The 26,756-nt window shown below is 63.7% G+C and carries 25 protein-coding genes and 2 pseudogenes; 11 read left to right on the top strand and 16 right to left on the bottom strand.

Annotated features, from left to right (window positions below; all coding sequences use genetic code 11):
• Positions 1 to 300: 300 nt before the first annotated feature.
• Positions 301 to 1,251, bottom strand: coding sequence for a helix-turn-helix domain-containing protein (locus tag AB7245_RS20865; protein ID WP_439034820.1), 951 nt, complete (start codon positions 1,249 to 1,251; stop codon positions 301 to 303).
• A gap of 236 nt (positions 1,252 to 1,487) precedes the next feature.
• Between AB7245_RS20865 and AB7245_RS20860 the strand changes: the two genes are divergently transcribed.
• From AB7245_RS20860 to AB7245_RS20850, 3 genes are all read left to right on the top strand, one after another.
• Positions 1,488 to 3,164, top strand: coding sequence for a winged helix-turn-helix domain-containing protein (locus tag AB7245_RS20860; protein ID WP_247311187.1), 1,677 nt, complete (start codon positions 1,488 to 1,490; stop codon positions 3,162 to 3,164).
• A gap of 240 nt (positions 3,165 to 3,404) precedes the next feature.
• A complete protein-coding gene (locus tag AB7245_RS20855; protein WP_085399220.1) occupies positions 3,405 to 4,364 on the top strand; it encodes an MBL fold metallo-hydrolase in 960 nt (319 codons plus the stop codon).
• Positions 4,365 to 4,585: 221 nt separating this feature from the next.
• Complete coding sequence (locus AB7245_RS20850; protein ID WP_439034819.1) at positions 4,586 to 5,569, top strand: hypothetical protein; 984 nt, start codon at positions 4,586 to 4,588, stop codon at positions 5,567 to 5,569.
• A gap of 114 nt (positions 5,570 to 5,683) precedes the next feature.
• On the opposite strand, the gene AB7245_RS20845 is transcribed toward AB7245_RS20850, so the two are convergent.
• Positions 5,684 to 6,388, bottom strand: coding sequence for a hypothetical protein (locus AB7245_RS20845; protein WP_085399222.1), 705 nt, complete (start codon positions 6,386 to 6,388; stop codon positions 5,684 to 5,686).
• A gap of 164 nt (positions 6,389 to 6,552) precedes the next feature.
• Positions 6,553 to 8,303, bottom strand: a pseudogene (locus AB7245_RS20840) (autotransporter domain-containing protein); the annotation flags it as partial.
• 2,276 nt (positions 8,304 to 10,579) lie between these two features.
• Between AB7245_RS20840 and AB7245_RS20835 the strand changes: the two are divergent.
• Positions 10,580 to 11,038, top strand: coding sequence for a hypothetical protein (locus AB7245_RS20835; protein WP_439034818.1), 459 nt, complete (start codon positions 10,580 to 10,582; stop codon positions 11,036 to 11,038).
• 1 nt (position 11,039) lies between these two features.
• Here AB7245_RS20835 and AB7245_RS20830 read toward each other — a convergent pair.
• The 4 genes and pseudogenes from AB7245_RS20830 to AB7245_RS20815 all read right to left on the bottom strand — a co-directional run bounded on the left by AB7245_RS20830 (position 11,040) and on the right by AB7245_RS20815 (position 14,528).
• Positions 11,040 to 11,859: pseudogene (locus AB7245_RS20830) on the bottom strand (tetratricopeptide repeat protein).
• A 32-nt stretch (positions 11,860 to 11,891) separates the two neighbouring features.
• The gene (locus AB7245_RS20825) at positions 11,892 to 12,575 is read right to left on the bottom strand and encodes a substrate-binding domain-containing protein (protein ID WP_439034817.1); all 684 of its coding nucleotides are present in this window, start codon (positions 12,573 to 12,575) and stop codon (positions 11,892 to 11,894) included.
• Positions 12,576 to 12,593: 18 nt separating this feature from the next.
• Positions 12,594 to 13,295, bottom strand: coding sequence for a GrlR family regulatory protein (locus AB7245_RS20820; protein WP_439034816.1), 702 nt, complete (start codon positions 13,293 to 13,295; stop codon positions 12,594 to 12,596).
• Positions 13,296 to 13,493: 198 nt separating this feature from the next.
• Positions 13,494 to 14,528, bottom strand: a complete 1,035-nt coding sequence (locus tag AB7245_RS20815) for a glutamine synthetase beta-grasp domain-containing protein (RefSeq protein ID WP_038943077.1) — start codon at positions 14,526 to 14,528, stop codon at positions 13,494 to 13,496.
• Between the two features lie 535 nt (positions 14,529 to 15,063).
• On the opposite strand from AB7245_RS20815, the gene AB7245_RS20810 reads away from it, so the two are divergent.
• Positions 15,064 to 15,267, top strand: coding sequence for a DUF2735 domain-containing protein (locus tag AB7245_RS20810; protein ID WP_028147811.1), 204 nt, complete (start codon positions 15,064 to 15,066; stop codon positions 15,265 to 15,267).
• A 111-nt stretch (positions 15,268 to 15,378) separates the two neighbouring features.
• Here the strand turns inward: AB7245_RS20810 and AB7245_RS20805 are convergent, their stop codons facing one another.
• Positions 15,379 to 15,705 carry an MliC family protein gene (locus AB7245_RS20805; RefSeq protein ID WP_208089396.1) on the bottom strand — a complete coding sequence of 109 codons (327 nt, stop codon included), beginning with the start codon at positions 15,703 to 15,705 and terminating at the stop codon, positions 15,379 to 15,381.
• A 68-nt stretch (positions 15,706 to 15,773) separates the two neighbouring features.
• Between AB7245_RS20805 and AB7245_RS20800 the strand changes: the two genes are divergently transcribed.
• On the top strand, positions 15,774 to 16,517 hold the full coding sequence (locus AB7245_RS20800) for a tyrosine-protein phosphatase (RefSeq protein WP_439034815.1): 744 nt from the start codon (positions 15,774 to 15,776) through the stop codon (positions 16,515 to 16,517).
• Here the strand turns inward: AB7245_RS20800 and AB7245_RS20795 are convergent.
• Positions 16,507 to 17,250: an SGNH/GDSL hydrolase family protein gene (locus AB7245_RS20795; RefSeq protein ID WP_439034814.1), complete on the bottom strand. Its 744-nt coding sequence runs from the start codon at positions 17,248 to 17,250 to the stop codon at positions 16,507 to 16,509. The two genes, AB7245_RS20800 and AB7245_RS20795, sit on opposite strands and share 11 nt — an antisense overlap.
• 119 nt (positions 17,251 to 17,369) lie before the next feature.
• On the opposite strand from AB7245_RS20795, the gene AB7245_RS20790 reads away from it, so the two are divergent.
• Entirely contained in the window at positions 17,370 to 18,050 is a 681-nt protein-coding gene (locus AB7245_RS20790; protein ID WP_439034813.1) for an SDR family oxidoreductase, read from the top strand.
• On the opposite strand, the gene AB7245_RS20785 is transcribed toward AB7245_RS20790, so the two are convergent.
• On the bottom strand, positions 18,047 to 18,394 hold the full coding sequence (locus tag AB7245_RS20785; protein ID WP_166352857.1) for a GrlR family regulatory protein: 348 nt from the start codon (positions 18,392 to 18,394) through the stop codon (positions 18,047 to 18,049). The two genes, AB7245_RS20790 and AB7245_RS20785, sit on opposite strands and share 4 nt — an antisense overlap.
• Positions 18,395 to 18,537: 143 nt before the next feature.
• On the opposite strand from AB7245_RS20785, the gene AB7245_RS20780 reads away from it, so the two are divergent.
• The 3 genes from AB7245_RS20780 to AB7245_RS20770 all read left to right on the top strand — a co-directional run bounded on the left by AB7245_RS20780 (position 18,538) and on the right by AB7245_RS20770 (position 19,940).
• The gene (locus AB7245_RS20780) at positions 18,538 to 19,224 is read left to right on the top strand and encodes a DUF2161 domain-containing phosphodiesterase (RefSeq protein WP_439034812.1); all 687 of its coding nucleotides are present in this window, start codon (positions 18,538 to 18,540) and stop codon (positions 19,222 to 19,224) included.
• Positions 19,225 to 19,249: 25 nt separating this feature from the next.
• Complete coding sequence (locus tag AB7245_RS20775) at positions 19,250 to 19,549, top strand: putative quinol monooxygenase (RefSeq protein WP_439034811.1); 300 nt, start codon at positions 19,250 to 19,252, stop codon at positions 19,547 to 19,549.
• An 85-nt stretch (positions 19,550 to 19,634) separates the two neighbouring features.
• Positions 19,635 to 19,940 carry a hypothetical protein gene (locus tag AB7245_RS20770; protein WP_063983633.1) on the top strand — a complete coding sequence of 102 codons (306 nt, stop codon included), beginning with the start codon at positions 19,635 to 19,637 and terminating at the stop codon, positions 19,938 to 19,940.
• A 79-nt stretch (positions 19,941 to 20,019) separates the two neighbouring features.
• Here AB7245_RS20770 and AB7245_RS20765 read toward each other — a convergent pair whose 3' ends face one another.
• On the bottom strand, positions 20,020 to 20,631 hold the full coding sequence (locus tag AB7245_RS20765; protein WP_028147806.1) for a GNAT family N-acetyltransferase: 612 nt from the start codon (positions 20,629 to 20,631) through the stop codon (positions 20,020 to 20,022).
• Between the two features lie 150 nt (positions 20,632 to 20,781).
• Positions 20,782 to 21,183, bottom strand: coding sequence for a PaaI family thioesterase (locus tag AB7245_RS20760; RefSeq protein WP_439034810.1), 402 nt, complete (start codon positions 21,181 to 21,183; stop codon positions 20,782 to 20,784).
• 119 nt (positions 21,184 to 21,302) lie between these two features.
• Here AB7245_RS20760 and AB7245_RS20755 point away from each other — a divergent pair, with 119 nt between their 5' ends.
• Positions 21,303 to 22,091, top strand: a complete 789-nt coding sequence (locus AB7245_RS20755) for a cobalamin-binding protein (RefSeq protein WP_439034809.1) — start codon at positions 21,303 to 21,305, stop codon at positions 22,089 to 22,091.
• Between the two features lie 99 nt (positions 22,092 to 22,190).
• Here the strand turns inward: AB7245_RS20755 and kynU are convergent, their stop codons facing one another.
• The 4 genes from kynU to AB7245_RS20735 all read right to left on the bottom strand — a co-directional run bounded on the left by kynU (position 22,191) and on the right by AB7245_RS20735 (position 26,732).
• Entirely contained in the window at positions 22,191 to 23,393 is a 1,203-nt protein-coding gene (gene kynU / locus AB7245_RS20750; protein ID WP_439034808.1) for a kynureninase, read from the bottom strand.
• 7 nt (positions 23,394 to 23,400) lie between these two features.
• The gene (gene kynA / locus AB7245_RS20745; protein WP_439034807.1) at positions 23,401 to 24,240 is read right to left on the bottom strand and encodes a tryptophan 2,3-dioxygenase; all 840 of its coding nucleotides are present in this window, start codon (positions 24,238 to 24,240) and stop codon (positions 23,401 to 23,403) included.
• Between the two features lie 34 nt (positions 24,241 to 24,274).
• Positions 24,275 to 25,084: an alpha/beta hydrolase gene (locus AB7245_RS20740; RefSeq protein ID WP_439034806.1), complete on the bottom strand. Its 810-nt coding sequence runs from the start codon at positions 25,082 to 25,084 to the stop codon at positions 24,275 to 24,277.
• Positions 25,085 to 25,454: 370 nt separating this feature from the next.
• On the bottom strand, positions 25,455 to 26,732 hold the full coding sequence (locus AB7245_RS20735; protein WP_439034805.1) for an ArgE/DapE family deacylase: 1,278 nt from the start codon (positions 26,730 to 26,732) through the stop codon (positions 25,455 to 25,457).
• Between the last annotated feature and the right edge of the window lie 24 nt (positions 26,733 to 26,756).

Genomic DNA, 26,756 nt, shown 5'->3' with positions numbered 1-26,756 from the left:
GGGCCGCCAGGGGAAGCCCGGCCGAGCCCGGATTCCACCCCGCCAGACGCCAGCTTCCTGTAATTCATCCCGACGCGACGCTTCGCGCCCGCTGCCTGCCGTCGCGCTGTCCGCTTCCAGCCGAAGCGCGCTGTCCGAGCGGCAAGGCGTGACGTCCGCCAATGTCCCATATAGCGGACTTGCCGCTACCGCCCGTCCGGCGTCGGCTTGTGACCCATAGCGGTCATGGGACCTTCTTTTGCCCGCCTGCATCCGGGAGCCTTTCTCGCAATGATGCTGTTCCCAGCATAGGCGATGCTGTCAACGTGCACGCCGTCGCCAATTGCTCGGGGTGTCCCCGGTCAGCTTCCTGAAGGCGGCGGCGAACGCGGTCTGGGAAGAATAGCCGAGCGCGACCGCAATCGAGAGGACCGACGCGTCGGTGCCGCGCAGCATGTTTTTGGCCTCCTCGAGCCGTTGCTGGCGCCGCCAGGCATGTGGGGAAAGCCCGGTGCTTTCCTTGAAGGCGCGGCAGAAGTGGAATCGCGAAAGACCGGCATCAGAAGCGAGCGCCGCGAGCGATACGTCAGCGTCGATGTCCGAGTGCAGGCGCTCGATGGCGCGGCGCAATACGACCGGTGAGAGGCCGCCCCGCGTCGGCTGGAACGTGGACGGCGCGCCGACATGCGCCGCCAGCAGGCGCGTGGCCAAGAGGTCCATCAGCTGATGCCTGAACAGTGTATCCACGACGACATTGCCCACCACGGCGTCGGTCGCGGTCAGGAGCAATCGGGATGTAATGGGGTCGGGATGCGCCGTTCGCTCCAGAAGATCGGTCGAGGTGGCGCTGTCGACCTCGCCTGCAACCCGCTCGAGCGTGGCGTGCGGAAGATAGAGTTGGATGACATCGACAGGTTTCGGAATATCCCACCGGGAGCTCGATCCTTCGGGGATGATGATCACGACTCCGGGACGAAACGTACCGATCGCAACAGCGCTTCCCATCCGCCGCTCCATGCGCTGCACCGTGCCGTTGTAAGCCATGATGACGTGATGGCTCATGGGCGCGACGACGTCGTGCAGCGGGTCATGCTTCCAGTGGGCGATTCCGGCGCCGGAGGAATCCAAAGCCATTTGAAATGGCGTGGTCCCGAGCACCCGCGCCATTTCTGCACCGGCGGGAGGGCGCTCGGCATGAGCCGGAGTGACTTGGCACGCCTCAGGCGCAACTGACGCGTCCTCCAGGGAAGCGCGCAAGATATGCTTGTTCATGAACGTATCCTCGCACTCGGGAGGCGATGCAGGTGGTAAGCCTGCCTCGGCTCGGCCAGGTTTGTTGCGTTGTTTGCGAACGTCAGTGCGCGTCGAGTGCAGGCGGGCCAACCATTTCTCGAACCCTCGTTCCCGAAGGGTGAGAAAATGTGTACTGTTTCGAACGGAAAAGACCTTGCAGCCGGCCTGAATTGCGATCGAGTTTTCCTTGGCTTCTTGTCCAGGAAGGATCACAAGTGTCGTTTCTATTCGAAGATTATTGTCTCGATGCCAACCGGCGCGAGCTCAAGCGAGGCTCCGAGCTCATCCCCATCGGACCGAAGGTGTTCGACCTGCTGCTCTTCCTGGTCCGAAACCGGGAACAGGTCGTGACAAGGGACGATCTTCTGAAGGCGGTGTGGGAAGGACGGATCGTGTCCGAATCCACGCTGACCAGCCACGTCAATGCCGTGCGCAAGGCAATCGGGGATACCGGCAAGGAGCAACGCCTGATCCGGACGGTTTCTCGCAGAGGCTTCCGGTTTGTTGGCGAGATCACCGAGGAAGAATTGCCCGCGCGAGCCTCGGTCACAGACCCAGGTACGGATCTTGGCGTTCAACATGTAAAGAACATTCAGGAGCCAATCAGGGCCTTTGAGGTCGATGCGCCGACGGAAACGCGAGAGGCTGCGCCAGTTTTTGCTGCCGAGGCCGGGAGTCCGCCTCCGCTGCCCGACAGGCCTTCCATTGCGGTGCTTCCGTTTCAGAATATGTCTGGCGATGTCGAACAGGAATACTTTGCCGATGGAATGGCCGAGGACATCATCACGGCGCTGTCCCGTTTCAAGGCGCCATTTGTCATCGCCCGAAACTCCAGCTTCACCTACAAGGCGCGCGCTGTCGACGTGAAGCAGGTGGGGCGCGAGCTTGGGGTGCGCTACGTGTTGGAAGGGAGCGTTCGCAAGGCGGCAAACCGAGTGCGCATTACGGGACAACTCGTCGATACCGCTACTGGAGCACATATTTGGGCCGATCGGTTTGATGGCGAGCTCGGCGACATCTTCGATTTGCAGGACCAGGTGACTGAAAGCGTTGTCGGGGCGATCGCGCCTGCGGTGGAGAAAGCTGAGATCGAGCGCGCCAAACGCAAGCCGACCGCTAGTCTCGACGCCTATGCCCACTATTTGCGCGGTCTGGCCCGGCTTCATCAGTTTGGTAACCGGCAAGCGAACGACGAGGCATTGCGTCTGTTCAACCGCGCGATAGAGCTCGACCCGGAATTTGCCACCGCCTACGGTCGCGCAGCCTTTTGCTACCTCATTGCCAGGATCAATGGCTGGATTCCGGACACGGCGAACGCGATTGCCGAAGTGAAGAAGCTCACCCAACGGGCAGTTGAGTTGGGCAAGGATGACGCGAACGCGCTCTCCGCTGGCGGGAATGCGTTAGCGTTTGTTGTTGGGGATCTCGGGGTAGGTGCCGGCTTAGTTGATCGCGCGATCGCGCTTAATTCCAATTTGGCTGAGGCATGGAATTTCGGCGGCTGGGTAAAACTCTGGCTCGGCGAGCCGGAATCGGCGATCGAGCGCTTCGCACGAGCCATTCGCCTGAGCCCACTTGATCCGTGGCTGATGGGCATGCGAGCCGGGACCGCGTATGCACATTTCTTTTTGGACCGCTATGACGAAGCGGCATCATGGGCGGCAATGGCATTGCAGTGCAGTCCAGACTATCGACCTGGATTACGTATCACCGCCGCAAGCAACGCAATGGCCGGTCGGCCGGAGCAAGCACACAAGGCCGTGGCTCGGCTGCGAGAACTGAGCCCCACGCTGCGCCTTTCCAATCTCAAAGATGTGCTTGGCCCTTATCGACGTGCTGAGGACGTCGCGCGATATGAGGAAGGATTGCGGCAAGCAGGGCTGCCCGAATGACCATCTCGGCCAAGGTACTCGCCTTGGCAACGAGGTGATCGAATAAGCGCAACTTCCGCTAATGGCCCACAGCGGACGCTTTGTAGTCTTTGCTCAGGTGTCGACTTGTGACCCGGAGCAGACGTCGATCCCTAGCGATCATGACTTGCCGCAGTTACCCCCGTTGACTAGCTTAGCTGCTGGCAAAATGCCCTGTCGTGAAATTTGCAAGACCGATTTGATAGACTCTGTTTGAACAACATGGGTGTCTTCATGGTTCGGCTTCCGGTTATTTTCTTGCTGGGAATTTTCTGTGCGTCACTGAGCAGTTTGAGCGCTTTCGGACAGAGTTGCGGTACAACGCCGCTCGACGTGCAAATCCTCGGTTCTGGTGGCCCCAGAATGAATCCCACTCGGGCATCGACGAGTTATCTGGTCTGGATCGAGGGGCGCGCAAGAATACTCATCGACATGGGCGGTGGTGCTCAACACCGCTTTGGTGAATCGCAAGCCAAACTCGAAGACTTGTGGATGGTCGGAATAAGCCATCTTCATCCAGATCACGTTTCCGACTTGCCAGCGTTCCTTTGGCTGAGCCACGAGGTCCGCAAGGAACCTCTCAAGGTTTTCGGTCCTACAGGCAACGATGCGGCCCCTGACTTTGCGATTTTCCTCAACAGGCTTTTTGACGAGAAGACTGGCGCATTTCCAGTGCTCGGATCGGCGTTAGGCGGCTCATACGGGGGCAGCGGCGTGCGGCCCGATATGGGGCGCGTTGTGGCGGGTGGCGTTCGACTTGATGTCGGAGTGATTGACGCTGTCAAAAGCGATCCATCCGTGGTTTTGCAGCGCGAGGGAACGACAGTCACGGCACGGAAAATCCCGCATGGAAATATGCCAACCTTGGCCTATCGCGTGCAGACCGGAAATGTGTCGATCGTGTTTAGCTCCGACCAAAACGGCACCGATCCTGGCTTCGTCGAATTCGCAAAGGGCGCGAACCTCCTGATCATGCATCTTGCAATCGCGCCCGGTGCGAATGTTCCCTTGCACGCAACACCTGCAGTCGTCGGACGCGTTGCCCAAGAGGCTGCGGTCAAGCAGCTCATCGTCAGTCATTTCGGTCTGTTTGAACTCGATGCGGCCATCGCTGATTTGCGAACTGCCTACAACGGGCCGCTCATCGTCGGAGCAGACATGCAGTGCACGCCAGTGCTGTGAGACCCACGGTCCTTCGCTGGTTGATGTCCGGTTATGGCCCACAGCGGACCTGCCGCTGCCACCCGTCAGGCGTCAGCCTGTGCCCCCTTGGTTGACCTTGCTCAGTGTGTTTCCCGCACCGGCAACTGCCCCCTTGAGCAAAACCAGCTGTGGCTCTTCCACCGGTTGTTGAAAATCGCGGGAGCAACCAATTTACGGATTGTTAGTAGATTCTATCGTAAATGGTTCAAGAAGATAAAAACAACCATACCGGGTTCCACTACCCGACCAAATCCATGAATGCATCTGCTTTCCTGATCGCGACGGCCTTTGGCGCAGCATTCCTTGCTGTGGAGTACAAGTGGTACTACCAGCCCGACATGTTCAATCCGGATGTCGTGCTCAGCATCTTCTCTAACGAGCACATGAAAGCTCGCGCAGCAGTTCGGCACGTGCTGATCGATCCGGACTCGGCCAAATTCAGCGCATTGCGTTCAGTCGAGGCCGACGCGGCGCGATATGTCTGCGGCGCCGTCAACGCCAGAGACAAATCCGGCCAATCCATCGATGCCGCTTTCGTCTACACTGCGGCCGTTGACTTTGTCCGCATCGACGACGACGGCCGGATCACGCAGCTGCGCTCGGGATTTCGGCCTTGCCCCACTGAAAATGACAAGGTCGCGCAGCAGAAGCCTGCTCTTTCGCCTGGCATGCTGTCCGTTGCGCAAACCGTTCAGAAGGTTGCTCCGCAGGCCGGCACCTCAACTGTGTCAGGTCTGACGACGCGTGCACCTGCGGCAGGTGCAACGGCGTCCGGCGGGACCATGGAACAGCAGATCCGCGAGTTGGCCGCACGGACTGTCCCGCCTCAATCGGCCAATGGGGCCCAGGCAAACTGGCCGGGAGAGCGTGGGACCGCCAAGGAGAGTGAGTGGCGAGCCGATCAGCCTCCCGTCGCATGGCCCAAATTCCCTCCGGATCACCCGTTGGCGAGGTCAACCCGGAAACGGAGCCCCTCCGAAGCACTCGCCTTGGCGAACGGCGTCGAGGAACGCTGGAACCAAGCCAAGTCGTCCGGAAACGTCGCGATGCGTCCCTCGTCGGAAGAAATCAAAGAGGCGTGTCGCGCCTTGCTTGGGATCAATCCCACAGACAGCGAATATCGAAAAGCCTGGGCGACTTTCGTGCATCTGCAAGACATCGACCGCGATGTTGCGATGAAATGAAGCGGGAGTGGTAGAAGAACTGCCTTCCCGCCTCTGCCCCACGGACGACGTTCGTCCAGCCCACTTCGATGTCACTTTTGGCGCGAGCCGACGCGGCTACTATGAGTGCACGTTCTAGGCCCGCCGCATCAGCTTGAGCGAGGCTGCAAGGCGCAGGCTGCGCTTGCCGGCGAGCGCGATGCCTTCGAGCTCACCGCTATCCGCAGTGCAGGTTCCGGAGAAGCCGATCCCGACCTCATAGCCGCCAAACACGGGGTTTTCGCCCTTCGCCGGCGTGTGCTCCTGGTTCAGCATCTCGCCCTTCCAGCGGCCGTCCGCCGAGGAATAGGAGCCGAGATAGTAGAAGAACGCATCGCCGCCGAGGATGCGGCCGTCGATCAGGAGCATCACGCCCGATAATCCGGCATCGACACCGTCAAGCGCGCGCAGGCTCATCCCATAGAGTCCGTTGGCGATGCCGCCCGGACCGACCGCACCACTCGGAGGCAACCCCTCGTCGTCGAGCCGGGTGAGATTGGCCCAGAATTTTGCGCCCGGCATGGTGTCCGCGCCACCCTCGAGACGGATCTGGTTGCCGGTGAGCCGCCCGCGCGCACCGATCGAGGCGATATCGGCTCCCATCAGCGGCTTGTGATTGGGATCCTCGTTGTGCCGTTCGGTGATCACCTCGGCGACGATCTCGCCGTCGCGCTCGACATAGGTTCCAAGGTGCGCGAAGGCCGAATTGCCGCCCAGCATCTTACCGTCATGCAGGCACATGATGCTGCGGCCGAACGCATCGTTGACGCCGTATTCAACCTTGTAGAGTCCGTCCAGCAATTCAATAAGCCCACAAAATCAGAAAAGAATCGCGGGCTACCTAGGCCGTGATCCCATAAATCAGCCGATCGGTCGGCTTGCCAGAGTCCGCTATGCCCCCGATAGCTACCAAATTCCGCAGCACAGCGAAATGATGCGAAGGGCCAAAACCGGAAATCGTCAACTTACCAGGAATACCGCACCACGCCCTTGCCGGCGTAGCTGGTGGTGAGTTGAGAGAACTCGCCTTCGAAGGTGGCGGCGGCGGACCAGCCGTTCAGCCATTTCTTCTCGACGGAGACGGTGACGAGCGCGGAGTCGCTGGCTTGCGCGGCGCCGCCAACGACAAAGGATGCGCCCGGCAATGTCTGGAACGTCGCACCGATATTGCGGCCGGGGTTGAAATCATGCGCCCATGCCAGGCGCCCTCGCAGCGTGAAGATTCCGTCCGCCATCGCATATGATTTGTCGCTGCGAAGGCCGAGCTCGCTGCGCGTATCAGTGACACTCTTCGAGGCGTAGGCGAGCGCAAAGGTATTGACGCCGGTTACCGCCTGCTCGGCATAGGCAGGCAGGTCGAAGGTGGTGAACTGTCCTGCGGCATAAGGCGTGATGCCCACCCCGCCCGTCCATGGGCTGACAAAACGATAGCCGCCTTCGACGCGACCGGACCACGCATTGGCGTTGAACTGCGCGCGCAACTGGTCGATGCCGGCCACCGTCACGGTGCGGTTGGTGGTGATGTCCTGCCAGCCATAGGCCAGTGCGCCGGAGAGATACGCCGCACCGGCATTGTGCCGGATGAAGGCGCCGGCCTGGAACATATCGGATCGGCCAGAGCCGCTATTGACGACGCTGAAGTTCGTACCACCGCCGGCCAGCGCAAAGCCTGCCAGCGTATTCGGCGAGATACGGTAATCGGCGCCGACCGCGGTGCCTGCGATGCGGCTAGTCGTGTTGTTGGAGCCGAGTGTCGTGTTGCCGTCGGTGGTCTGCGAGCCGCCATAGCCCGCCGCCCACACGCTCCAGCGCTGCGCGAACGGATCGGCCATGACGACCGCCTTGGTGAACATCGCATGGGCGTCCCGCGCCGCACCGGAGCGTGGCATGTCCGGTGAGGCGTAGGCCGATGCGCCCGCCGATGATCCCGCTGAAACGCCATCGCCGCGACCGTCGATGAAGGGATCGGTAGCAATCCCATGAACTGGTTCATCGCGTTGAAGGTCGTCTGCTGCGAGCCGGTCGCGGTCTCGCCCGAGATCTGGATCAGTCCCGCCGGCGTCAGCCCGCCGAACGCCAGCGGAATACCGCCGTTGGAGTTGAAGAAATTGACGATCGGGTCGGCGATGTTCCGTTGGTTGTTGTTGAGACCCGTCCCGGGCGGCGGCACGAAACTGAGAACGAGATTGAGATACGCATTGTTGGCGTCATAGCTCAGGCTCGACGCGAATCCACCCGGCAAGTTGGTGTTGACGATCGAGCCGAACGTGCTGGTGCCGATACCGCCGGTGGCGTTGAGGATGGTGTATTGCTTTGCGACATAGGCCCCGGCTGCGAAAGATGCTTTGACGGTGGCGCCGCCGAACGTCGCCACGCCGGTGACGTTGGTGCGGTCGGCCGCCGAAGGCGACACCTCGACCATGTAGCTCGATGCGGCCGTCAACACGAGATTGCCCTGCACGGTCAACGTACCGATCGAATTGCCGGGCGCCAGCGTGCCGCCATTGATGGTCGTGTTGCCGACCGTGCCGTTGCCGCCGAGCGTGCCGCCGGCATTCACCGTCACCGCGCTGGCCGTGCTCGTGCCGTTGACCGAGAGCAGGCCGCCGTTGACCGTGGTCGCGCCTGTGAAGGTGTTGGTGCCCGTCACATTGGTCGCGCCACTATTCGCCGTCAGCGTCATGCCGCCGCCGAGGCTGTTCAGCGTGCCGCCGCTTGAGGTCACTGCGCCGGTCAACGCGCCGTTGGCCAACGTGCCGCCCGATAGCGAAACGATATTGATCGTTTGTCCCAGCAAACCGAGATCGAGCGTGCCACCGGTGTTGATTGTCGTCGCACTCGTAGCGCTGAATGTGTTCGCCGCAGCGCCCCTTAGCGTGCCGGCATTGATCGTCGTAGCTCCAGTATAAGTGTTGGCGCCAGAAAAGCTGAGCGTGCCGATGCCGCTCTTGGTAATGGCGCTCGATCCACCGGTGCCGCCGAGGCCGTCCGAGGCCGCGGAGCCGCCGGAACCGTTCTGATCGGCGATGGCGTCCGACACCGTGTAGCTGCCGCTGCCACCGAAGGTCAGCGTCGAGCCCTGCACAAAGAAGCCCGTGCCTAAGGCCGAGCCCGCACCGCCGCCGTTGGAGCCGGTGCCGCCGGCTACGCTGCCGCCCGAGGTCGAGCCGTTGCCGTTGATGGTGAGCGAGCCGCCCTTGACCACGAACACCGCCCCGCCCATGCCGCCGCCGCCGCCGTTCCCGCCACTGGTGCCGTCGCCGCCGCCAAAGCCACCCGCACCGCCGGCCCCGCCGCCGCCGCCCCCACCGCCAAACCCACCCGCGCCGCCGCCGCCGCCACCGCCGCCGCCAAAGCCGCCCGCACCGCCGCCACCGCCGCCGCCGCCACCGAAGCCACCGGCGCCGCCAGGGCCGCTGAAACCACCGCCGCCGCCGCCGAAACCACCGCCGCCGCCGCCGTTCAAGCCGGTGCCGCCGCCGCCGCCGAAACCACCCGCCCCGCCGGTCGAGCCGGAACTGCTTGCGCCGCCGAAGCCGCCACCCCCGCCCGCATTTCCGATACCGCCGCCGCCGCCGCCATTCGCACCACCGGTGGTGCCACCACCAAATCCGGCGCCGCCGGCGCCGTTGAGGCCGGCGATCGACAGGAGGCCCGCGGTGCCGTTCGTGCCGTTTCCGCCGGCGCCGCTATAGCCGCCGCCGCCGGCAGCGGCAACGGAACCGCCGAAAATGCCGCCGCCGCCGGGGCCGCCGCCGCCGAAGATGCCGCCGCCGCCGCTGCCGCCGCCGCTGCCACCGAGGCCGCCGCCGCCGCGAAACGTGTTGGTTGTTGCGTTGCCGCCCTTCGCGTTGTTGTTGGCGAAGCTGACATTGCTCAGCGTCACGTCGGCCGACTGGTTGACGAACAGCGCGCCGCCCGCCCCCATGCCGCCGCCGGCGCCGTTGCCGCCGCCCTGGGCGAGGCCCGCGGACAGGATGACGTTGCTGATCGCCACCTGAGGGCGGTCCGCGATGATCGAGCCCGCCACCCCCGCGCTGGTCTGCGTCGCGGTGTCGACGCCGACCATGAAGATGCGCTGCGAATTGTTGCCGCTGATGGTGAACCCGTTGCCGTTGATGGTCACCGAGTTGAAGATCGGCGACAGCGGCCCTGACAGCGTGACATTGGTCTGCAGGTTGATGATGAAGCCGCCGGGGGGCGTGGAAGCATTGATCTGCGCGAGCGCGGCGCTAAGCGTGCCGGCGCCGCCAGTCGAGCCCCCCGAGGTGGTGCCGGTGTCGTTGGCGACCGTGACGTTGATCACCGTCTGGGCCCGCGCTCCGGTCACGAGCGCGCCGAGCAAGACGCCGGCGAACAGCGCCGCGCGCATGGTCGCCGCAAAGCGGCTAATCGATCGCTTGCGCCCAACAACGGCCGCGCCGGTTTCCAGCGCGCCTTCAGACGCTACAAAATAAGACAACCCAAACCTCCCCGCAGCCCAAATAGCGACCGTTGAAATACCATTGCGCCGTTGCGGCGCCGGTCGCGCATGGACCCGTTAAGCGGGGCTCTGTGGAATCAGGTTTAGCGGGGGAACATCGCGGAGTCCGACTAATATCGGTCATCCGACAAAGCGCGCGCCGTATTCGGCCGATTGCGTCATTAATATCACAGGAGGAACGCGGACAGGATATGAATGTCCAATGAGTCCACGCCCCACGGTCGACGCACCGAGGCCATCCGGCTTTTCAGCCGCAGGGCAGCGGAGCCCACTCGCCGCATGATGTCATCATGCCCCTGTTTTGCCCGACGGGTCAATTGATTTTTCGCAAAATGCGAAATCAGTGATTTCAACGACTTGCCTACTGTGCATGGGGTTGTTTTTCGACTTTTTTGTTTCGTGCGATCCCGGGCGGCCCTCCTCATGTTGTGATTCAACGGCCCGTGCCGGAGCTGGTTCCTCCTTGAGGCTGCTTCGAACCCGCCGGAGCGAGCGCACGACAAAGCGGCATGAACCAGACAGAGCCTTCAGCCGAAGCGCAGATCGCAGCGATCATCGCCAGCGCTGCAAAGCAGCCGCTGCTCGATGCGGCCTTCGAGCTCTGGTGCCGGCGCTACCGGTTCAACACACTCGACGGACGCCCGACCGACGAAGAGGTCCGCGTCTATCGCACCCTCACCCCGCAGCAGATGGCCGAGAAATACCGCTACGACCGCGACCACGCCCATGAGGGACCGATGTTCGGTTATGTGAAGCGCGCCCATCCACGCGCCGATGACGAAGCAATCCGGCAGGCCATCATCACCGCCGTGAAGTTCGAAGATGCCACCTTCGAGCACTTCAACTGGAATGGCGATTTCTGGGAGTGCGTCGTGCGCGCCGTCGCGCGCGCGGCCGCTCAATATCCGGACTTTCTCGAGACGACTTATCGCGACGCCCGCAACAACGTCGCCTACTACTACAAGTGAGCTAGAAGCATAGCGTGGTGACGAGCTTGCCCTGCTTGTCCTTGATCGCATAGGGACAGCGCAGCCGCTCCAGCGCCTTCTTGGCGTCCTCGTCGCCGAGCGCGGCGGCGCGCTCGTAATAGGCCTTGGCGGCGTCCTTGTCCTTGGCGCCGCCGCGGCCTTCCTGCGCGAAGGCGCCCATCCGCTCCCGCGCCGGGATGGTTTTGCGCCGCCGCCTTCTCGAACATCGCGCGCGCCGCGACGTCGTCCTTCTCGCCGCCGTTGCCGTTGGAGAGCATCAGGCCGAGCTGGTACTGCGCCTCGGCGTTGGTCTCGGCCGCCCTGCCGAGCAGAGCGCGCGCCTGCGCGGGATCGGCCGGCGCAGCACCGCCGGCGCCGCCGAGCGCGGCAAGATTGCTGACACCGCGAGGATTGCCGGCCTGCGCCGCCCGCTCGAACAGCTTTCGTGCTTGTGCTTCGTCTTTTGCAACACCGGAGCCGGTGCCGTAGGCAACGCCGAGCTCGACCATCGCCGCGCTCGATCCCTTGTCGGCCGCCTTGCGCCAGGCGGCGATCGCCTCCGCCGTCTGCCGGTTGGCGGCATAGGCGCGGCCGAGCGCGAACATCGCCCGCCGCGACGACGCTGCGGCCTGCTTGCAGAATTTGACGGCGGTCGCAATGTCGGAGGCAGCAAGCTCCGTCACGCCCTTCACATCGGCCGGCTTGTCGGGATCGCTGGGATCGGCGGCCACCCGGTCGCACAGGACGAGATCGGCCGATTGGGCATGCGCCGATAACGGCGCTGCAAGCGTGAGGAGGATGGCAAGGAAACAAGTCCGCATGGACACCACGTTGCGTCTCTGCTCCGGCAAATTCAAGGCTCGAGTCCCGATTGGCGCAGCACCGGGACGACCTCCGGCGATGCCAGATAGCGCAGCAGCCGATCGGCCGCTTCGGCATGTCTGGCGTTGGCCATGCGGCCGGCGGAAAACACGGCCGGTGTCTGCAAATCGTGCGGGATCGGGCCGACGACCTCGATGCCCTCGACCTGCTTCAGCTCACTGATCTGCTGCACGGCGAGGTCAGCCTCGCCGCTGACGAGCCGCTCCGCCGTAAAGCCCTGCTCGACGATGGTGGCCTTGGCGTTGATCTCGGCCGCGATGCCCCATCGCTGGATCAACTGGGCGAAATAGACGCCGCTCGCGCCCAGCCGCGAATAGGCGACGGATCGCGCCGCGAGCAGCGACTTGCGGAGCGCGGCTTCGCCGCCGATATCGGGATGCGCCTGCCCTGCCCGCACGGCAATGCCGACGAAGGAGCGCGCCAGATCGGCCGCGCTACCTGCGGCCACGCGGCCCTCGCCGATCATCTCGTTGAGCCCCTCACGGGTAAGGATCACGAGATCGGCGGCCTCGCCGTCGCGTAGCCGTTTCAGCAATGCCAGGGTCGGCGCGAAGTCGGCATCGACATGGAGGCCGTGAGCGGCCTCGAAGGCGGAGGACAGGCTGCGCATCGCGCCCATCAGGCCGAGCGTCGAGAGCATGCGAATGTTTTCCATGGGCTATTCCCGTCGCGATCAGGCGCGGTGCATCAGCTTGAGCGCGGCGGTCAGGCGCAGGCTACGCTTGCCGGCGAGCGCCGTTGCCTCCAGCACCGCCTGCTCCGCGTCATAGGTGCCGGAGAAACCGATGCCGACCTCGTGGCCGCCGAAGATCGGATCGTCCTTGGCCGGCGTGTGCTCCTGATTGAGGATCTGGCCCTTCCAGCGCCCGTTGGCCGCGGTGTAGCTGCCGAGATAGTAGAACGAGGCATCGCCGCCGAGGATGCGGCCCTGGTTGAGCAACATCACGCCGGTCAGGCCGCCATCGACGCCGTCGAGCATGCGAAGGTGGATCGAATAGAGCCCGTCGGCGATGCCGGCCTCCCCGACGCCGCCCGCGATCGGCACCTCGTCTTCGGTGATCGGCGTCATCACCGACTGGAAGGGCACGCCGGGCAGCTCTTTCAGCTCGCCCTTGAAACGATAGAGATCGCCGTCGGCCCAGCCTTTCGCAAGCAAGGTCGCATCGTCGGTGCCGGCCATGGCGCGGTAGTTCGGGTCGGGGTTGTGGCGAACCGTCTTGATGACGATGTCGACGCCGGCTTCGGTCCTCTCATAGCTGCCGATATGAGCGAAGGCCGAATTGCCGCCGAGCATCTTGCCATTGCCGACATGCATCACGCTCCGGCCGACCGCGTCGCCGAGCTGAAATCGCACCTTGTAGAAGCCTTCAAACACCAGCCGTGTCCCCGGCCCCGCGCATCCCGGGGCATTCTATCCCGGTTTCGCCGGCGATGGACAGACTTCAAGCCGGCATGGCCGGCAGACCCACAACAACGGCTGTCATCGGAATGCAAAAATCCGCCGGAGCCTTTTCGGCTCCGGCGGATTGAAGACCAACCCGGGCCAGCCCCCCCGGCCCGGGCCGGGAGGATCTTAGGCCGCGGCCTTCTTGTCGGCGGGCACGGACGCGATCGTCTTCAGGATCTGCGAAGCGATCTGGTATGGGTCGCCCTGCGAGTTCGGACGGCGGTCTTCCAGATAGCCCTTGTAGCCGTTGTTGACGAAGGAGTGCGGAACGCGGATCGAGGCGCCGCGATCGGCAACGCCGTAGCTGAACTTGTTCCACGGCGCGGTCTCGTGCTTGCCGGTCAGACGCTTGTCGTTGTCCGGGCCGTAGACGGCGATGTGGTCCATCAGGTTCTTGTCGAAGGCCGCCATCAGCGCCTCGAAGTACTCCTTGCCGCCGACCGTACGCATGTACTCGGTGGAGAAGTTGGCGTGCATGCCGGAGCCGTTCCAGTCGGTGTCGCCGAGCGGCTTGCAGTGGAACTCGATGTCGATGCCGTACTTCTCGGTCAGGCGCAGCATCAGGTAGCGGGCCATCCACATTTCGTCAGCGGCCTTCTTGGAGCCCTTGCCGAAGATCTGGAATTCCCACTGGCCCTTCGCGACTTCCGCGTTGATGCCTTCATGGTTGATGCCGGCAGCCAGGCAGAGGTCGAGATGCTCTTCGACGATCTTGCGGGCGACGTCGCCGACGTTGGAGAAGCCGACGCCGGTGTAGTACGGGCCCTGCGGCGCCGGATAGCCGGAGGCCGGGAAGCCGAGCGGACGGCCGTCCTTGTAGAAGAAGTATTCTTGCTCGAAGCCGAACCATGCGCCGGCGTCATCGAGGATGGTGGCGCGCTTGTTGGACGCGTGCGGGGTCTTGCCATCGGGCATCATGACTTCGCACATCACGAGCACGCCGTTGGTGCGCGCGGCGTCCGGGAACACGGCGACCGGCTTCAGCACGCAATCGGAGCTGTGGCCTTCGGCCTGCTGCGTGGAGGAGCCATCGAAGCCCCAGAGCGGAAGCTGCTCGAGCGTCGGGAACGACGCGAATTCCTTGATCTGAGTTTTGCCGCGCAAGTTCGGAGTCGGCGTATATCCGTCGAGCCAAATGTACTCGAGCTTATACTTGGTCATTGAGCCTCTCTGTAGATGATGCGAAAGGTGGGGTTGAGAGCCCCCGCACGTTTGTACCCGGCCATCATCGGCCGACCCTCTACAAGCATTTTGCGTGCCAAAAGGCCGCAGCGCGGGAGGTTTTCCACCGCCGCCGGGATCGGCCCGCCGACGGCAAACCGTCCCCGGCGGCGTGCGTCATAGCCGCGCACCTTCGCGTGAAGCTGCACCGCAAAAATCCCGCGGAAAACGCCTGATTCTGGAGCAGATGCACCGTTGCCGGAGGTTGCCGATGAAACGCGCATCAACGTCCAGCAACTTTCGCAAAGTCCTGCGCCCTGCCTAGCAACCTTTGGAATGGCCCAGGCGTTAGCCACCGACATGGTGCCTTAGGGGGTGCAGAGGGTCACCTGCCTACAGATTGGGCAGCAACTGATTTCCTTTTCAGCACTTTCCAATTCGGGATGAGCGGCCGATATGGGGAATCCAGTAACCACAATCGAACGAGTCGGGCGCACCATGGAGGCCAAGGCGCTTCGACCCAGGAGCAATCGCAATGATGAATAATGGTCTGAATCACGGATCTGCAACGATCTACCAATTCCCTGTCGGGGGCCGCGCGGCTCTCGCCGGACGCCGCTATGGCGACACCCGTCTTCCCGCCGATCATGCTTCGCTTCCCGCGAACGTCTCGATCTGCAGCGACAGCTGGTACCACCAGGATGCGGTCGACGAAGCAAAGCCCAAATGGGAACGCTAATGTTTGTGTTTGGTATGATACCGCCGCGCTCGCGCAAGCGTCCGACGGAAGTTTGAAAAAGGGTCGAAACAACGAGGTTTCGGCCCTTTTTGATTCCTGCTGGACTCCCGGCTAGAGCGCGGGCTTTTCGATCACCGTGCAGGAAGTGACCGGCCGCTTCAGATGCTGGACCGTGGTCGCTCCGGTCTTGCCGATCCTCAGTGTGATCCCTGCCCCCGAATAGCGGGTGCCAGAAAGCGCCAGCCGCTTCTTCAGCGTGACAGGTTCGCCGTCGATCTGGAGGAAGGCGCGTTTGTCATCGTCATAAAATCCCACGATGAACTGCGTACCATCGGCGCAGCGATAGGTCCGGAACGTCTGCGCATCAGCCTGCCGCACACCGAAAATTCCGCCCGACAGCATGGTGATCGCCAAAACAATGGCCTTGTGCCGACCCATGATTGCCCCCTGAATGCACTCAAGGACGCCGCAGTGCGTCCAGTGGAAACATAACCCAAGTTGATCTCATGCCAGATTCCCCTGCCCGCCACCTCGCCCTGCAAGGCGCCAGCAATTTTCGCGACCTCGGCGGCTATCCGACTTCGGATGGCCGCACCACGCGCTGGCGCCACATCTTCCGCTCCAACCATCTCGGCCAGCTCACGGCCGCCGACGTCGAGATCGTCCGCACGCTGGGCGTGCGCAGCGCCTTCGATTTTCGCGGCGTCGAGGAGCGCGCGGCCGGCGTCTGCGTCGTGAACGAGATCACCGTGCATTCGCTGCCGATCGAGCCGACGGTCGTCGCCGCGCTGCGCGCCGAGCTTGCTGAGGGCAGGCTCACCGCGCCGGTCGCGCTCGAGCTCATGCGGGAGTCCTACCGCAATTATGTCCGCCACAACACGCACAGTTTTCGCATGCTGTTCGGCCATCTCCTGGAAGACCGCGCGCCGCTGGTGATCCACTGCACCGCCGGCAAGGACCGCACCGGCTTTGCGAGCGCGCTGATCCTGCATACGCTCGGCGTGACCGACGAGGTCATTGCCGAGGACTACCTGTTGACCAACCAGCACTATAGGCGCGACGCGACGGCCGCCATCGACCTGCCGGCGGACGTGCGCAACGCCATTGGCAGCGTCGAGCCCTCGTATCTTGCCGCTGCGTTCGAAGCCGTCGGCAGGGAGTACGGCGATCTCGAGACCTATTTGCGCGACGGGCTCAAGCTGGGCACGGCCGAGCGGACCGCGCTGAAAGAGCGTTATCTCAAGTCGTAATCAGACACGGGCATCTTTGTGTCACGCCGGCCTTCGTTAGGATCGCCGAACGAAGAGCGCGCGCAACATGCATCGTGCTCCAGTCGCTCTGATGCAGCTTCAACTCATCGTCAGGCGCGAGCAGCTGCTCGAACGTTGCGTTGTTGTACGCGTGCCAATGCCGCATCAGCGCCCAGCGCCGGAACAAATTGACCTTGGCGTCTTTCGCCGCGGTCCGGATTGCCGAAACCATCTTCTCCGAAAGCTCGGCATTGTCCTCGATCATGGCTGTCACGTATTGCGGGTCGATCAGAATGACGTCCATGGCCGGGTGACCGCCCAGGAGCTTCAATCCCTCGGCGATCTTCCCAACCACTTCGGCGAAGTTGAATTGCTCCTTGCGAAACACAGCGTTGGTCCCGACTTGCCAGAGCACCAGGGAAGGACTGTCGGCAAAGATATCGTCGTTGAACCGATCCACTTCCTGTGGCGCATCTTCACCGCCCTTGCCGCGGTTGAACACGTCGATCCGGATGTCTCTATGGAGGTCATCATCCTTATAGTGTTTTCTCAAATACAGCTCGAGCCGCGCGGGATATGCAACGACGTTGCCGAGTCCGGCCGTCGAGGACGACCCCATCGCCACGATGCGCACGGGCCCCTTTCCGCCCAATGCCTTCCTGAAATTCTCCAGTGGGAACTGCAGATCAACGATCGCAGCGGGAAACTCGAGGGTCGGCAAATTGTCAGACATGAAACAACCTCCTCAACCATCTAAAGTTGCATTTATAGCCCAATTTGGAAGCCGCCGCCATTGCAAGCCCAATTCACCGCGCGCAATAGTTGGCGCGAATTGAAACGACGGAGAGCGCCGTGCAGGGAAAAGTCATTGTCGTGACGGGCGCGCTCGGCGCCCTTGGCAAGGTTGTCGCGGAGACGGCGTTGGCGCGCGGCGCGCGTGTGGCCGGCATCGATCACGCGCCCTCGCAGACGTCGGCAACGCCCGAACGCATCGAGATCGGCGGCGTCGATCTGTCCGACCCAGCACAAGCGAAGACGGCGGTCGAGGCGGCAGCAAAGCACTTCGGCAGCCTGGATGCGCTGATCAACATCGCCGGCGGCTTCGCGTTCGAGACCGTGGGCGACGGCGACATCAAGACGTGGCAGCGCATGCATGCGCTCAACGTGCTGACGGCCCTCAACACCTCGCGCGCAGCGCTGCCGCATCTCGCCGCGTCCGGGGCCGGCCGCATCGTCAATATCGGCGCCATGGGCGCGCTTCAAGCAGGTTCCGGCATGGGCCCCTATGCGGCGTCGAAAGCCGGCGTGCATCGCCTCACCGAGGCGCTTGCCAACGAGTCGAAGGGCAAGGTGACCGTGAACGCGGTGCTGCCGTCGATCATCGACACCAAGGCCAACCGCGCCGACATGCCGAAAGCGGATTTCTCCAAATGGGTGACACCGCAGGAACTCGCCGAGGTGATCCTCTTCCTCGCCAGCGATGCCGCGAGCGGCGTCACCGGCGCGCTGATCCCGGTGAGCGGCCGGGTTTAGTCCGGCACCAATAACCGCAGATTGCCTTTGAAGCGGATGCTCTGCTTGCCGGCGAGCGCGATGCCTTCGCCATAGGCGGTCTCCCCGGCGTAGGTGCCGCTGAAGCCGATCGTCACGACCTTGCGGCCCCACACCGGGCGCTCGTCGAACGAGGGCGAATGCTCCTCGTTGGTCAGCTCGCCCTTCCACTTGCCGTCGGCCGAGGTGTAGCTGCCATAGGCGAAGAAGAATGAATCGCCGCCTCGCATGGTGCCGTCGCGCAGGACCATGACGCCCTGATTGCCGCCCTGGACGGCATCCAGCATCTCGATGCGAATGTGATAGAGGCCATTCCTGATCGTCATCTTCGTAAAGCGCCCGACTGTCCCGGTCGCAGGATAACCGCACCATCGGTTCCCGATCAAATGGCGCAGAGCCACAACTGCGTTCCGGGCTAAACTGGCCGCAACTGATTCTCGGATCGGAACGCAAGACCCGGACGCTTTCCTTGGAAACCGCGCTTTATCTACCCGTCAAACGCTTCCTCGAAGAGCTCGGCTTCACGGTCAAGGGCGAGATCGGCGGCTGCGACCTCGTCGGCCTCAGCGCGGGCGATCCGCCTGTCATGGTGATTGGTGAGCTCAAGCTCGCCTTCAATCTCGAGCTGATCCTCCAGGCGGTTGACCGCGCACCGGCCGGCGACGAGGTCTGGATCGCTGCAAAGATGTCGATCCGCGGCAAGGGACGCGAGAGCGATGCGCGTTATCGCAATCTGTGCCGCCGCCTCGGCTTCGGTATGCTTGGGGTCACTGACCGCGGCCAGGTCGAGGTGCTGGTGAAGCCACCCACGGCAGCGCCGCGCCGCGAGCCGAAAAAGCGCTCTCGCCTCGTCGCCGAACATCAGCGCCGCCAGGGCGATCCCGTGCTCGGCGGCAGCACCCGCGCGCCGATCATGACGGCCTATCGCCAGCAGGCGCTGGCCTGTGCGTCGGAACTCGTCGGCGGGCCACGAAAGGTGCGCGAATTGCGCAAGCGCTGTCCCGATGCCGGCAAGATCTTGCTTAACAATGTGTATGGCTGGTTCGAACGTGCGGACCGGGGAATCTACGGGCTGACCGAGGCCGGACACGCGGCGCTGAAACGCTGGCCGCAGGCACCGATGAAAGAGACGCCCCGGGAGGCATCGCCGCCCTAACGGAAATCACGTCGGGAGACATCGCATGATCGTTGTGACTGGCAGCGTAACGGTCCGCACCGAGAGGTTCGACGAGGCGCGCCGCCTGAGCCTCGAGCATGTTCATCGGTCGCGACAGGAACCCGGCTGCATCTCCCATGGAGTGCATGTCGACTGCGAGAATCCGCTCAGGCTGGTGTTCTTCGAGCAATGGGCCGACCGCGCCGCGCTCGCCGCCCACTTTGCGGTACCTGCATCCGGCGAGTTCGTGCGCACCTTGCGCTCGCTGGCCACAGGGCCGACCACGCTCGACCTCTATGAGGCCAGCAGGCTCGAAAAGCTGTGAGCGCATGGCTGTGATGCCACACCAAATTCATATTGCAATGCAACATCTCCGGCACTAGGTATCCCGGCATCAAACCGAGGCCGTTATGAGCGCAGACTGGAACACCAAATATGGCACGCGGCGCGTGCGCCACGATCCGCCGACCCTGGACGAGGCGATCTTCGCCGCCGTCGGCATCACCGACGATCATGAGCAGCAGGCCGAGATCGCGGCAGCGCTGATGGGGATGCCGATCGAAATCGTGCAGGCCGAGGTGAAGAAGCAGGCCCGCACCAACGGCCGCATCACCGCCACGCGCGTGATTGCAGGCGAACAGGGTGCGCAGCGCTCGGTGGTGGTCGAACGCCGTGTCGTCCGCCGCTTCGGCAACGACAAGCGCACCGGTACCTGAGCGCTCAATTCCCTATCCCCAATACGAAAGCGGACCGGTTTTGCCGGTCCGCTTTTTTGATTCTAGTCCGCGTTGGGATTTAGGCGGCGCGATTGCCGTACATGCTGGAGATGATCTTCCAGCAGGTCGAGTTGAAGCTGAGAAGAGCGCGGCCGGCCGTGAAGGGCGAGGCCGCGAGTTCAGCGAGCTCGGCCTCGGGCGTCTTGGCGAGATCGATCGTGCCGGTCGATTCGCCATGACGGAATTGCAGATTCGCTCCAAATTTCCTGGCGAGCGCCCGCATGGCGTGATTCTCGGCACCGGTGGTGATGCGCAGGCGCTTGTAGCCTTTCCAGCGCGCTTCCGCGATCAGCCGGCTGAACAAGATGGTGCCGACATTCTGGCGCCGTGCCGAGGCTTCCACGCTGAAGGCGACCTCGGGCAACGAATCGTCCTCCGGCGGATGCAGCTCGGCCGCACCGCGGACGACGCCGTCGACGATGTAGGCGACAATCACGGTGCCGTCCTCGGCGCAGCGGGCGGCGTAACGCTCGATGAAGCTGTCGTCGAGAAAGCCGTTGAAACGGTCGTGCCGGCTTGCGGAATCAAGCCGCAGGAGGTGATCGCGCAGAAGCGGCAATTCTTCCTGCTGGCTCAAGGTCCGCACATAGCCCGGAACGGGCGTCGTGCGGGTCGTGTCTTCAAGTACCACGTCAAAACTCCTCTTGGTGTCCCTCGAGGAGGCGTTCGAATCCCTAGGTCCCCAATATTGTGCGTCGCAGCATATTTTTCAAGACGGGAACCTGCCCAAGTTTCAGGCATCGAGAGCGACCAATTCGTTAATAAAATCAAGCCCCCGTAGTCATACGAGGACCAGCTGAGTCTGGGTCACCACGGCAACCAGCTTGCCGTCCTCGGTCTCCAGCCGGGTGCTCCAGACCTGGGTCCGCCGTCCCCGATGGACCGGTGTAGCCGTGGCGATAACCGTGGTTCCCTCCTTCGCCCCGCCGATGAAGTTGGTCTTGCTCTCAAGCGTCGTGGTGCCCTTGGCATCCTCCGGGAGATTGATCACCGTCGCGGCGGCACCGACGGAATCGGCGAGCGCCATCACCGCGCCGCCGTGGATGGTGTGGTGGAGCGTGCAGAGGTCGGGCCTGACCGTCATCCGCGCCACCACGCGGACTTTCTCGGCCTCGACAAACTCGACGCCCTTGAGCTCGGCAAACGGCATCTTCATCGCTTTAAGTTTCTCGAGCGGCGTCATCGGATCTCCTCCCAATTCTTTGTTGTTTCAGCGTGAATTGCTTCGGGCGGCAAAGCAATGACGTCCGAGGTAATGGCCCTGCTGACATCGGCGGCGGCATTTGCGCATATGCTCTTCCCATGCGCCACTTCCCGCCCCGCCGCATCGTCTGCCTGACCGAAGAGACGGTCGAAACGCTGTACCTGCTCGGCGAGCAGGACCGCATCGTCGGTGTCTCCGGTTACGCCGTCCGCCCGCCCCAGGTGCGGCGGGAGAAGCCGCGGGTGTCGGCCTTCGTCTCCGCAGACATCCCGAAGATCCTCGCGCTGGAACCGGAGCTGGTGTTGGCCTTCTCCGACCTCCAGGCCGGCATCGTCGCCGACCTCGTGCGCGCGGGCGTCGACGTCCATGTTTTCAACCAGCGCGACATCGCCGGCATCCTAGCGATGGTCCGCACACTCGGCGCGCTGGTCGGCGCAGCTCAGCCCGCCGAGGTACTCGCTTACGGGCTTGAACGGCGCCTCGCAGAGATAGCGGCAACACCTCGCCCATCGGCGCGGCCAAAGGTCTATTTCGAGGAATGGGACGATCCGTTGATCTCAGGCATCGGCTGGGTGTCCGAGTTGATCGAGATCGCCGGCGGTGAGGATGTGTTTCCGGAGCTGCGACATCGGCAGGCGGCAAAGGACCGCATCGTCTCGGCGGAGGCGGTGCGCGAGGCAGCGCCCGACGTGATCCTCGCCTCCTGGTGCGGCAAGAAGGTCGTCCCTGCCCGCATCCTCGCGCGCCATCGCTGGAACGAGATCCCCGCCGTGCGCGACGACCGCATCGTCGAGATCAAGTCGCCGATCATCTTGCAACCGGGGCCGGCGGCGCTGACGGATGGGCTGGATGCGATCGTGACGGCGTTGTGGGGTGGACCCAAATAGCTTGATCGCAGCTCTCGTGTCCCGGACGCGCTGCAACGCGTCAGCGTTGCTGCGCAGAGCCAAGAGGCGTTGCGCCGCGTCCGGGGCACGAGACCTTCTTCAGGTCACCGCGTTCACGACCTGATATTCCGGCCGACGCCAGACCTCGCCTGCAATCACCTCCTCGATGATCTCGGCTGCTCGCATGATCTCGCTCTCCCCAATGTAGAGCGGTGTAATCCCGAACCTCATAATGTCAGGCGCGCGGAAATCGCCGATGAGGCCACGGGCGATCAGGGCCTGCATGGCGGCGTAGCCGCCGTCGAAGGCGAAGGACACTTGTGAGCCGCGGCGCTCGTGCGCGCGAGGGGTGACGAGCTTGAGCTCCGGGCAGCGGCGTTCGACCTCGGCGATCAGGAGATCGCCGAGTGCCAGCGAGCGCGCACGAACCTCACGAATGTCGACCCTGTCCCAGATGTCGAGCGAGGCCTCCAGCGCCGCCATTGCGAGCACCGGCGGAGTGCCGACGCGCATGCGCTCGACGCCGCCGGCCGCCGCGTAGCCAAGCTCGAACGCAAACGGTTTGGCGTGGCCCATCCACCCCGACAGCGCGGCGCGCACGCCGTCGGCGTGGCGCGGCGCGACGTAGAGGAAGGCCGGCGCGCCGGGGCCGGCGTTGATGTATTTGTAGGTGCAGCCGGCGGCGAAATCGGCACCGCAGCCAGCGAGATCGACCGGCAGCGCGCCGGCCGAATGCGCGAGGTCCCAGACCGTGACGATGCCGAGCGCATGCGCCTTCGCGGTCAGCGTCGCCATGTCATGGCGCCGTCCGGTGCGGTAGTCGACCTCGGTGATGTAGAGGACCGCAATCTCCTCCGACAACGCGGCCTCGATCTCTTCCGGCGCCACCAGGCGCAATTGATGGCCGCGGCCGAGCGTCGCGATCAGGCCCTCGGCCATGTAGAGATCGGTCGGAAAGTTTCCGGTGTCCGACAGCACGACCTTGCGCGCGGCTTTCATGTCGAGCGCGGCGGCGAGTGCCTGGTAGACCTTGAGCGACAGCGTGTCTCCGACCATCACGGAGCCGGCTTCCGCACCGACCAATCGCGCGATGCGATCGCCGACATGGCGCGGCTGGGCATACCAGCCCGCACTGTTCCAGGCGCGGATCAGCTCGTTGCCCCACTCGGCGGTGATGACGTTGCCGACGCGCTCGGCGACGCCCAGCGGCAGCGCGCCAAGCGAATTGCCGTCGAGATAGATCACGCCCTCAGGCAAATGGAACAAGGCCCTGGTGTCGTCATAGACGCGGAGCTTGGTCATGGGATCTCTACAGAATCGTGCGGACGCGCCAGAGCTCGGGGAACAGCTCGACCTCCAGCATGCGCTTGAGATAGCTGACTCCGCCGGTGCCGCCGGTGCCGCGCTTGAAGCCGATGACGCGCTCGACCGTCGTGACATGGTTGAAGCGCCAGCGCCGGAAGTAGTCCTCGAAATCGACCAGCTTCTCGGCAAGCTCGTAGAGCATCCAATGCGTCTCCGGCGCTTCGTAGACGATCCGCCAGGCCTGGAGCACGCCCTCGTTGAAGCTGTGGGTCTCGCGAACGTCGCGCGCCAGCACGGACGCGGGCATCTTGAGCCCGTTGCGGTCGGCGAGCCGCAGCACCTCGTCGTACAGGCTCGGCGTGGCAAGCTCGCCCTCGAGCAGCCTGGTCGTTTCCACATCGTGCGCGTGCGGCTTGAGCATGGCGTGGTTGCGGTTGCCGACCAGGAATTCGATCAGCCGGTACTGACGCGACTGGAAGCCCGAGGACTGGCCAAGCTGCGAACGGAAGCGCGTATACTCGCTGGGCGTCATGGTGCGCAGCACGTCCCAGGCACCGTTGAGCTGCTCGAAGATGCGCGACATCCGCGCCAGCATCTTCATCGCGGGCTGCACTTCGTCCCTGGCGATGGCGCGGCGCGCAGCGCTGAGCTCGTGGATGGCAAGCCGCATCCACAGCTCCGTGGTCTGATGCTGGATGATGAACAGCATCTCGTCATGGGCCTCCGAGAGCGGATGCTGCGCGCCGAGGATCGCATCCAGCGCCAGATAGTCGCCGTAGGACATACGCTGGGCGAAATCGGTCTCGGCGCCTTCGCTCGTGGGATCGTAGTCGCTGGACGTCATGGCAGGCCCTTTCGATCGATCGATCCTCGCCGCGTCAGTCAAGGCCGATCAGGCGCGCGGTGATAGGGGACGACGGATCCTTCAGTCCGTCGATCACCGTAAAATGGTTGAGCCCGGGATCGACGACGAGGCGCGTCGGCACGTCGAAGCCGATCCAGACATTGGCGATCAGATCGGACTGACGCATGAATTCGGGCCGCTCGCCGCCGCCGACCCAGGCGGTGACCGGCGAATGTCCCCGCGGCAGGTGCAGCGCCGCGCTTTCAAGCGTCGCCTCCTCCATGGTCATGCGTAGCGTCTCGTTCATCTTCGTGTTGAGCAGCGGTCGCAGATCATGCAAGCCGCTGATCGAGAGCGTGCCGGCGATGCGGTTGTAGACGGCAGGCTCGAGCCGGCTGTCGTTGCACAGCATGCGCGTGACGAGATGGCCGCCCGCGGAATGGCCGGCGAGCCGGATCGGGCCGGAGACGAGCGAAGCCGCCTTGGTGATCGCGGCGGTGATCTCTGCGGTGATGTCGGAGATGCGCGCGGCCGGCGTCAGCGTGTAGCTCGGCAGCGCCACCGTCCAGCCGTGATGCCGCGCGCCTTCGGCCAGATCGGTCCAGGTCGACTTGTCGAAGCGCATCCAGTAGCCGCCGTGCACGAAGACGACGAGGCCCTTGCTGTCGCCGTTGGGCAGGATCAGGTCGAGACGCTGGCGCTCGCCCGGGCCGTAGGCGACGTCCGCGCGGAAGTCTTTCAGGCCGGCGCGGTAAGCCGCCGCCCGCTCCGCCCATTGGGCCGGCATCTTGTCCGAGCCCGGGATATGGGCCGAATTGGCATAAGCATCATCCCAATCGCGCATCGTGACACCCTAGGATTCGGCCGTCGAACTGGGGCCAGTCTGCCACCAGTCAGGACGGCGTCCTAGTCTTTCTTTTAAGCTTAAAGTATTTGATCGCGCCCGTGTTTCGGGCAGCGGTCGCCTCAGCCGAGATGCCGTAGGGTGGGCCAAGCGACTTGTCCGCCGTAGCTCGAAGAGCGAAGGCGGAAGCGTGCCCACCCTTTCGTGCAAGATCAAAGAGAGATGGTGGGCACGGCGCAAGGGCGCCTTTGCCCACCCTACAGGACCGTCCGCCCGCATTGCGAGCGCAGCGAAGCAATCCAGTCTGCTTCCGCAGCGACGGTCTGGATTGCTTCGTCGCAAGGGCTCCTCGCAATGACGGCGGAGAGACCTACGCCTTCTCCACCCCGCACCAATCCGCGATGAACAGGGCCATCGCCTTGGTCGACTTCTTCAGCGACTCCAGGTCGACGAATTCGTTGAAGCCGTGCATCTCGCCGCCGCTCGCGCCGAAGCAGAGGCTCGGGATACCGTGATTGAGACCGTAGAAGCGGGTGTCGGTGAGCGCGGTGAAGACGAGGTCTTGGATTTCGCCGCCATAGACGGTGTTGAAGGCCTTGCCGAACGCGGCCTCGGGCGCCGCGGCGTCAGTCAGTTCATACCCCTCCGACAAAAAGCCCGACCATTCGACCTCCGGCGGATTGTTGGCGAGGAAGCGGTGGTTGCGCGCGGCAGCCGCAACGCAGGCCATGATCTCCTTCTGGTGATCGGCGATCGACCAGCCCGGCAGGACGGCGATGCGGCAATCGACGTCGCACCAGGCCGGCACGCTGGAGGCCCAGTCGCCGCCCTTGATGATGCCGGGGTTGAAGTTGATGGGATGGTTCAGCGTCTTGAAGTGCCGATCAGATTTCGCGCGCTCGTTCCACTCGATCTCGAGTTTTTGCAGCGCCTGGATCAAATGATAGGCCGCCATGATGGCGTTGGCGCCGGAGCCGGCGAAGGCAACGTGGGTCGGATGGCCCTTCACACGCAGGCGAAACCAGATCACGCCGACCTGCGAGCGCACCATCTTGCCGCCGGTCGGCTCCGGGATGAAGCAGGCGTCGGCACGATAGCCGCGCTGCAATGTCGAGAGCGCGCCGACGCCGGTGCTCTCCTCCTCGATCACGGACTGGAAGTGGATCCGCGCCGTCGGCTTGAAACCCGCAGCCTTGATCGCATCCAGCGCGTAGAGCGCGCCGATCGTGCCCGACTTCATGTCGCAGGCGCCGCGGCCGAACATCTTGCCGTCCTTGATGACCGGCGAGAATGGCGGCGTGTCCCACAGTTCCAGCGGCCCCGCGGGCACAACGTCGCAGTGCCCCTGGAGGATCAGCGATTTGCCGCCGTTCGTTTGCGGGCGGTAGGTGCCCACCACCGTGCGCGCCTTGGAGAAATCGTGCTCGATCGGACCGAAACCACGCAGATCCTTGAGGTCATCGACATCGATGTGCCAGTCGTCGACCTCGTAGCCGCGTTCGCGCAGGAGGTCGCCGATCATGTCCTGGCACGGCCCCTCGGCCCCGCGGGTCGAAGGGATCGCAACGAAATCGCTTGTGGTCGCAAGCTGGGCTTCGAAGCCGACATCGACGGCGTCAAGAATCCTCTGCTGCGTTTCGGCATTCATCAGGCAACTCCAAGCATCCAATTG

The sequence above is a fragment of the Bradyrhizobium sp. 604_D8_N2_3 genome, assembly GCF_051810765.1.
Lineage (GTDB): Bacteria > Pseudomonadota > Alphaproteobacteria > Rhizobiales > Xanthobacteraceae > Bradyrhizobium > Bradyrhizobium barranii.
This window is presented reverse-complemented; position numbering and strand designations above follow the sequence as displayed.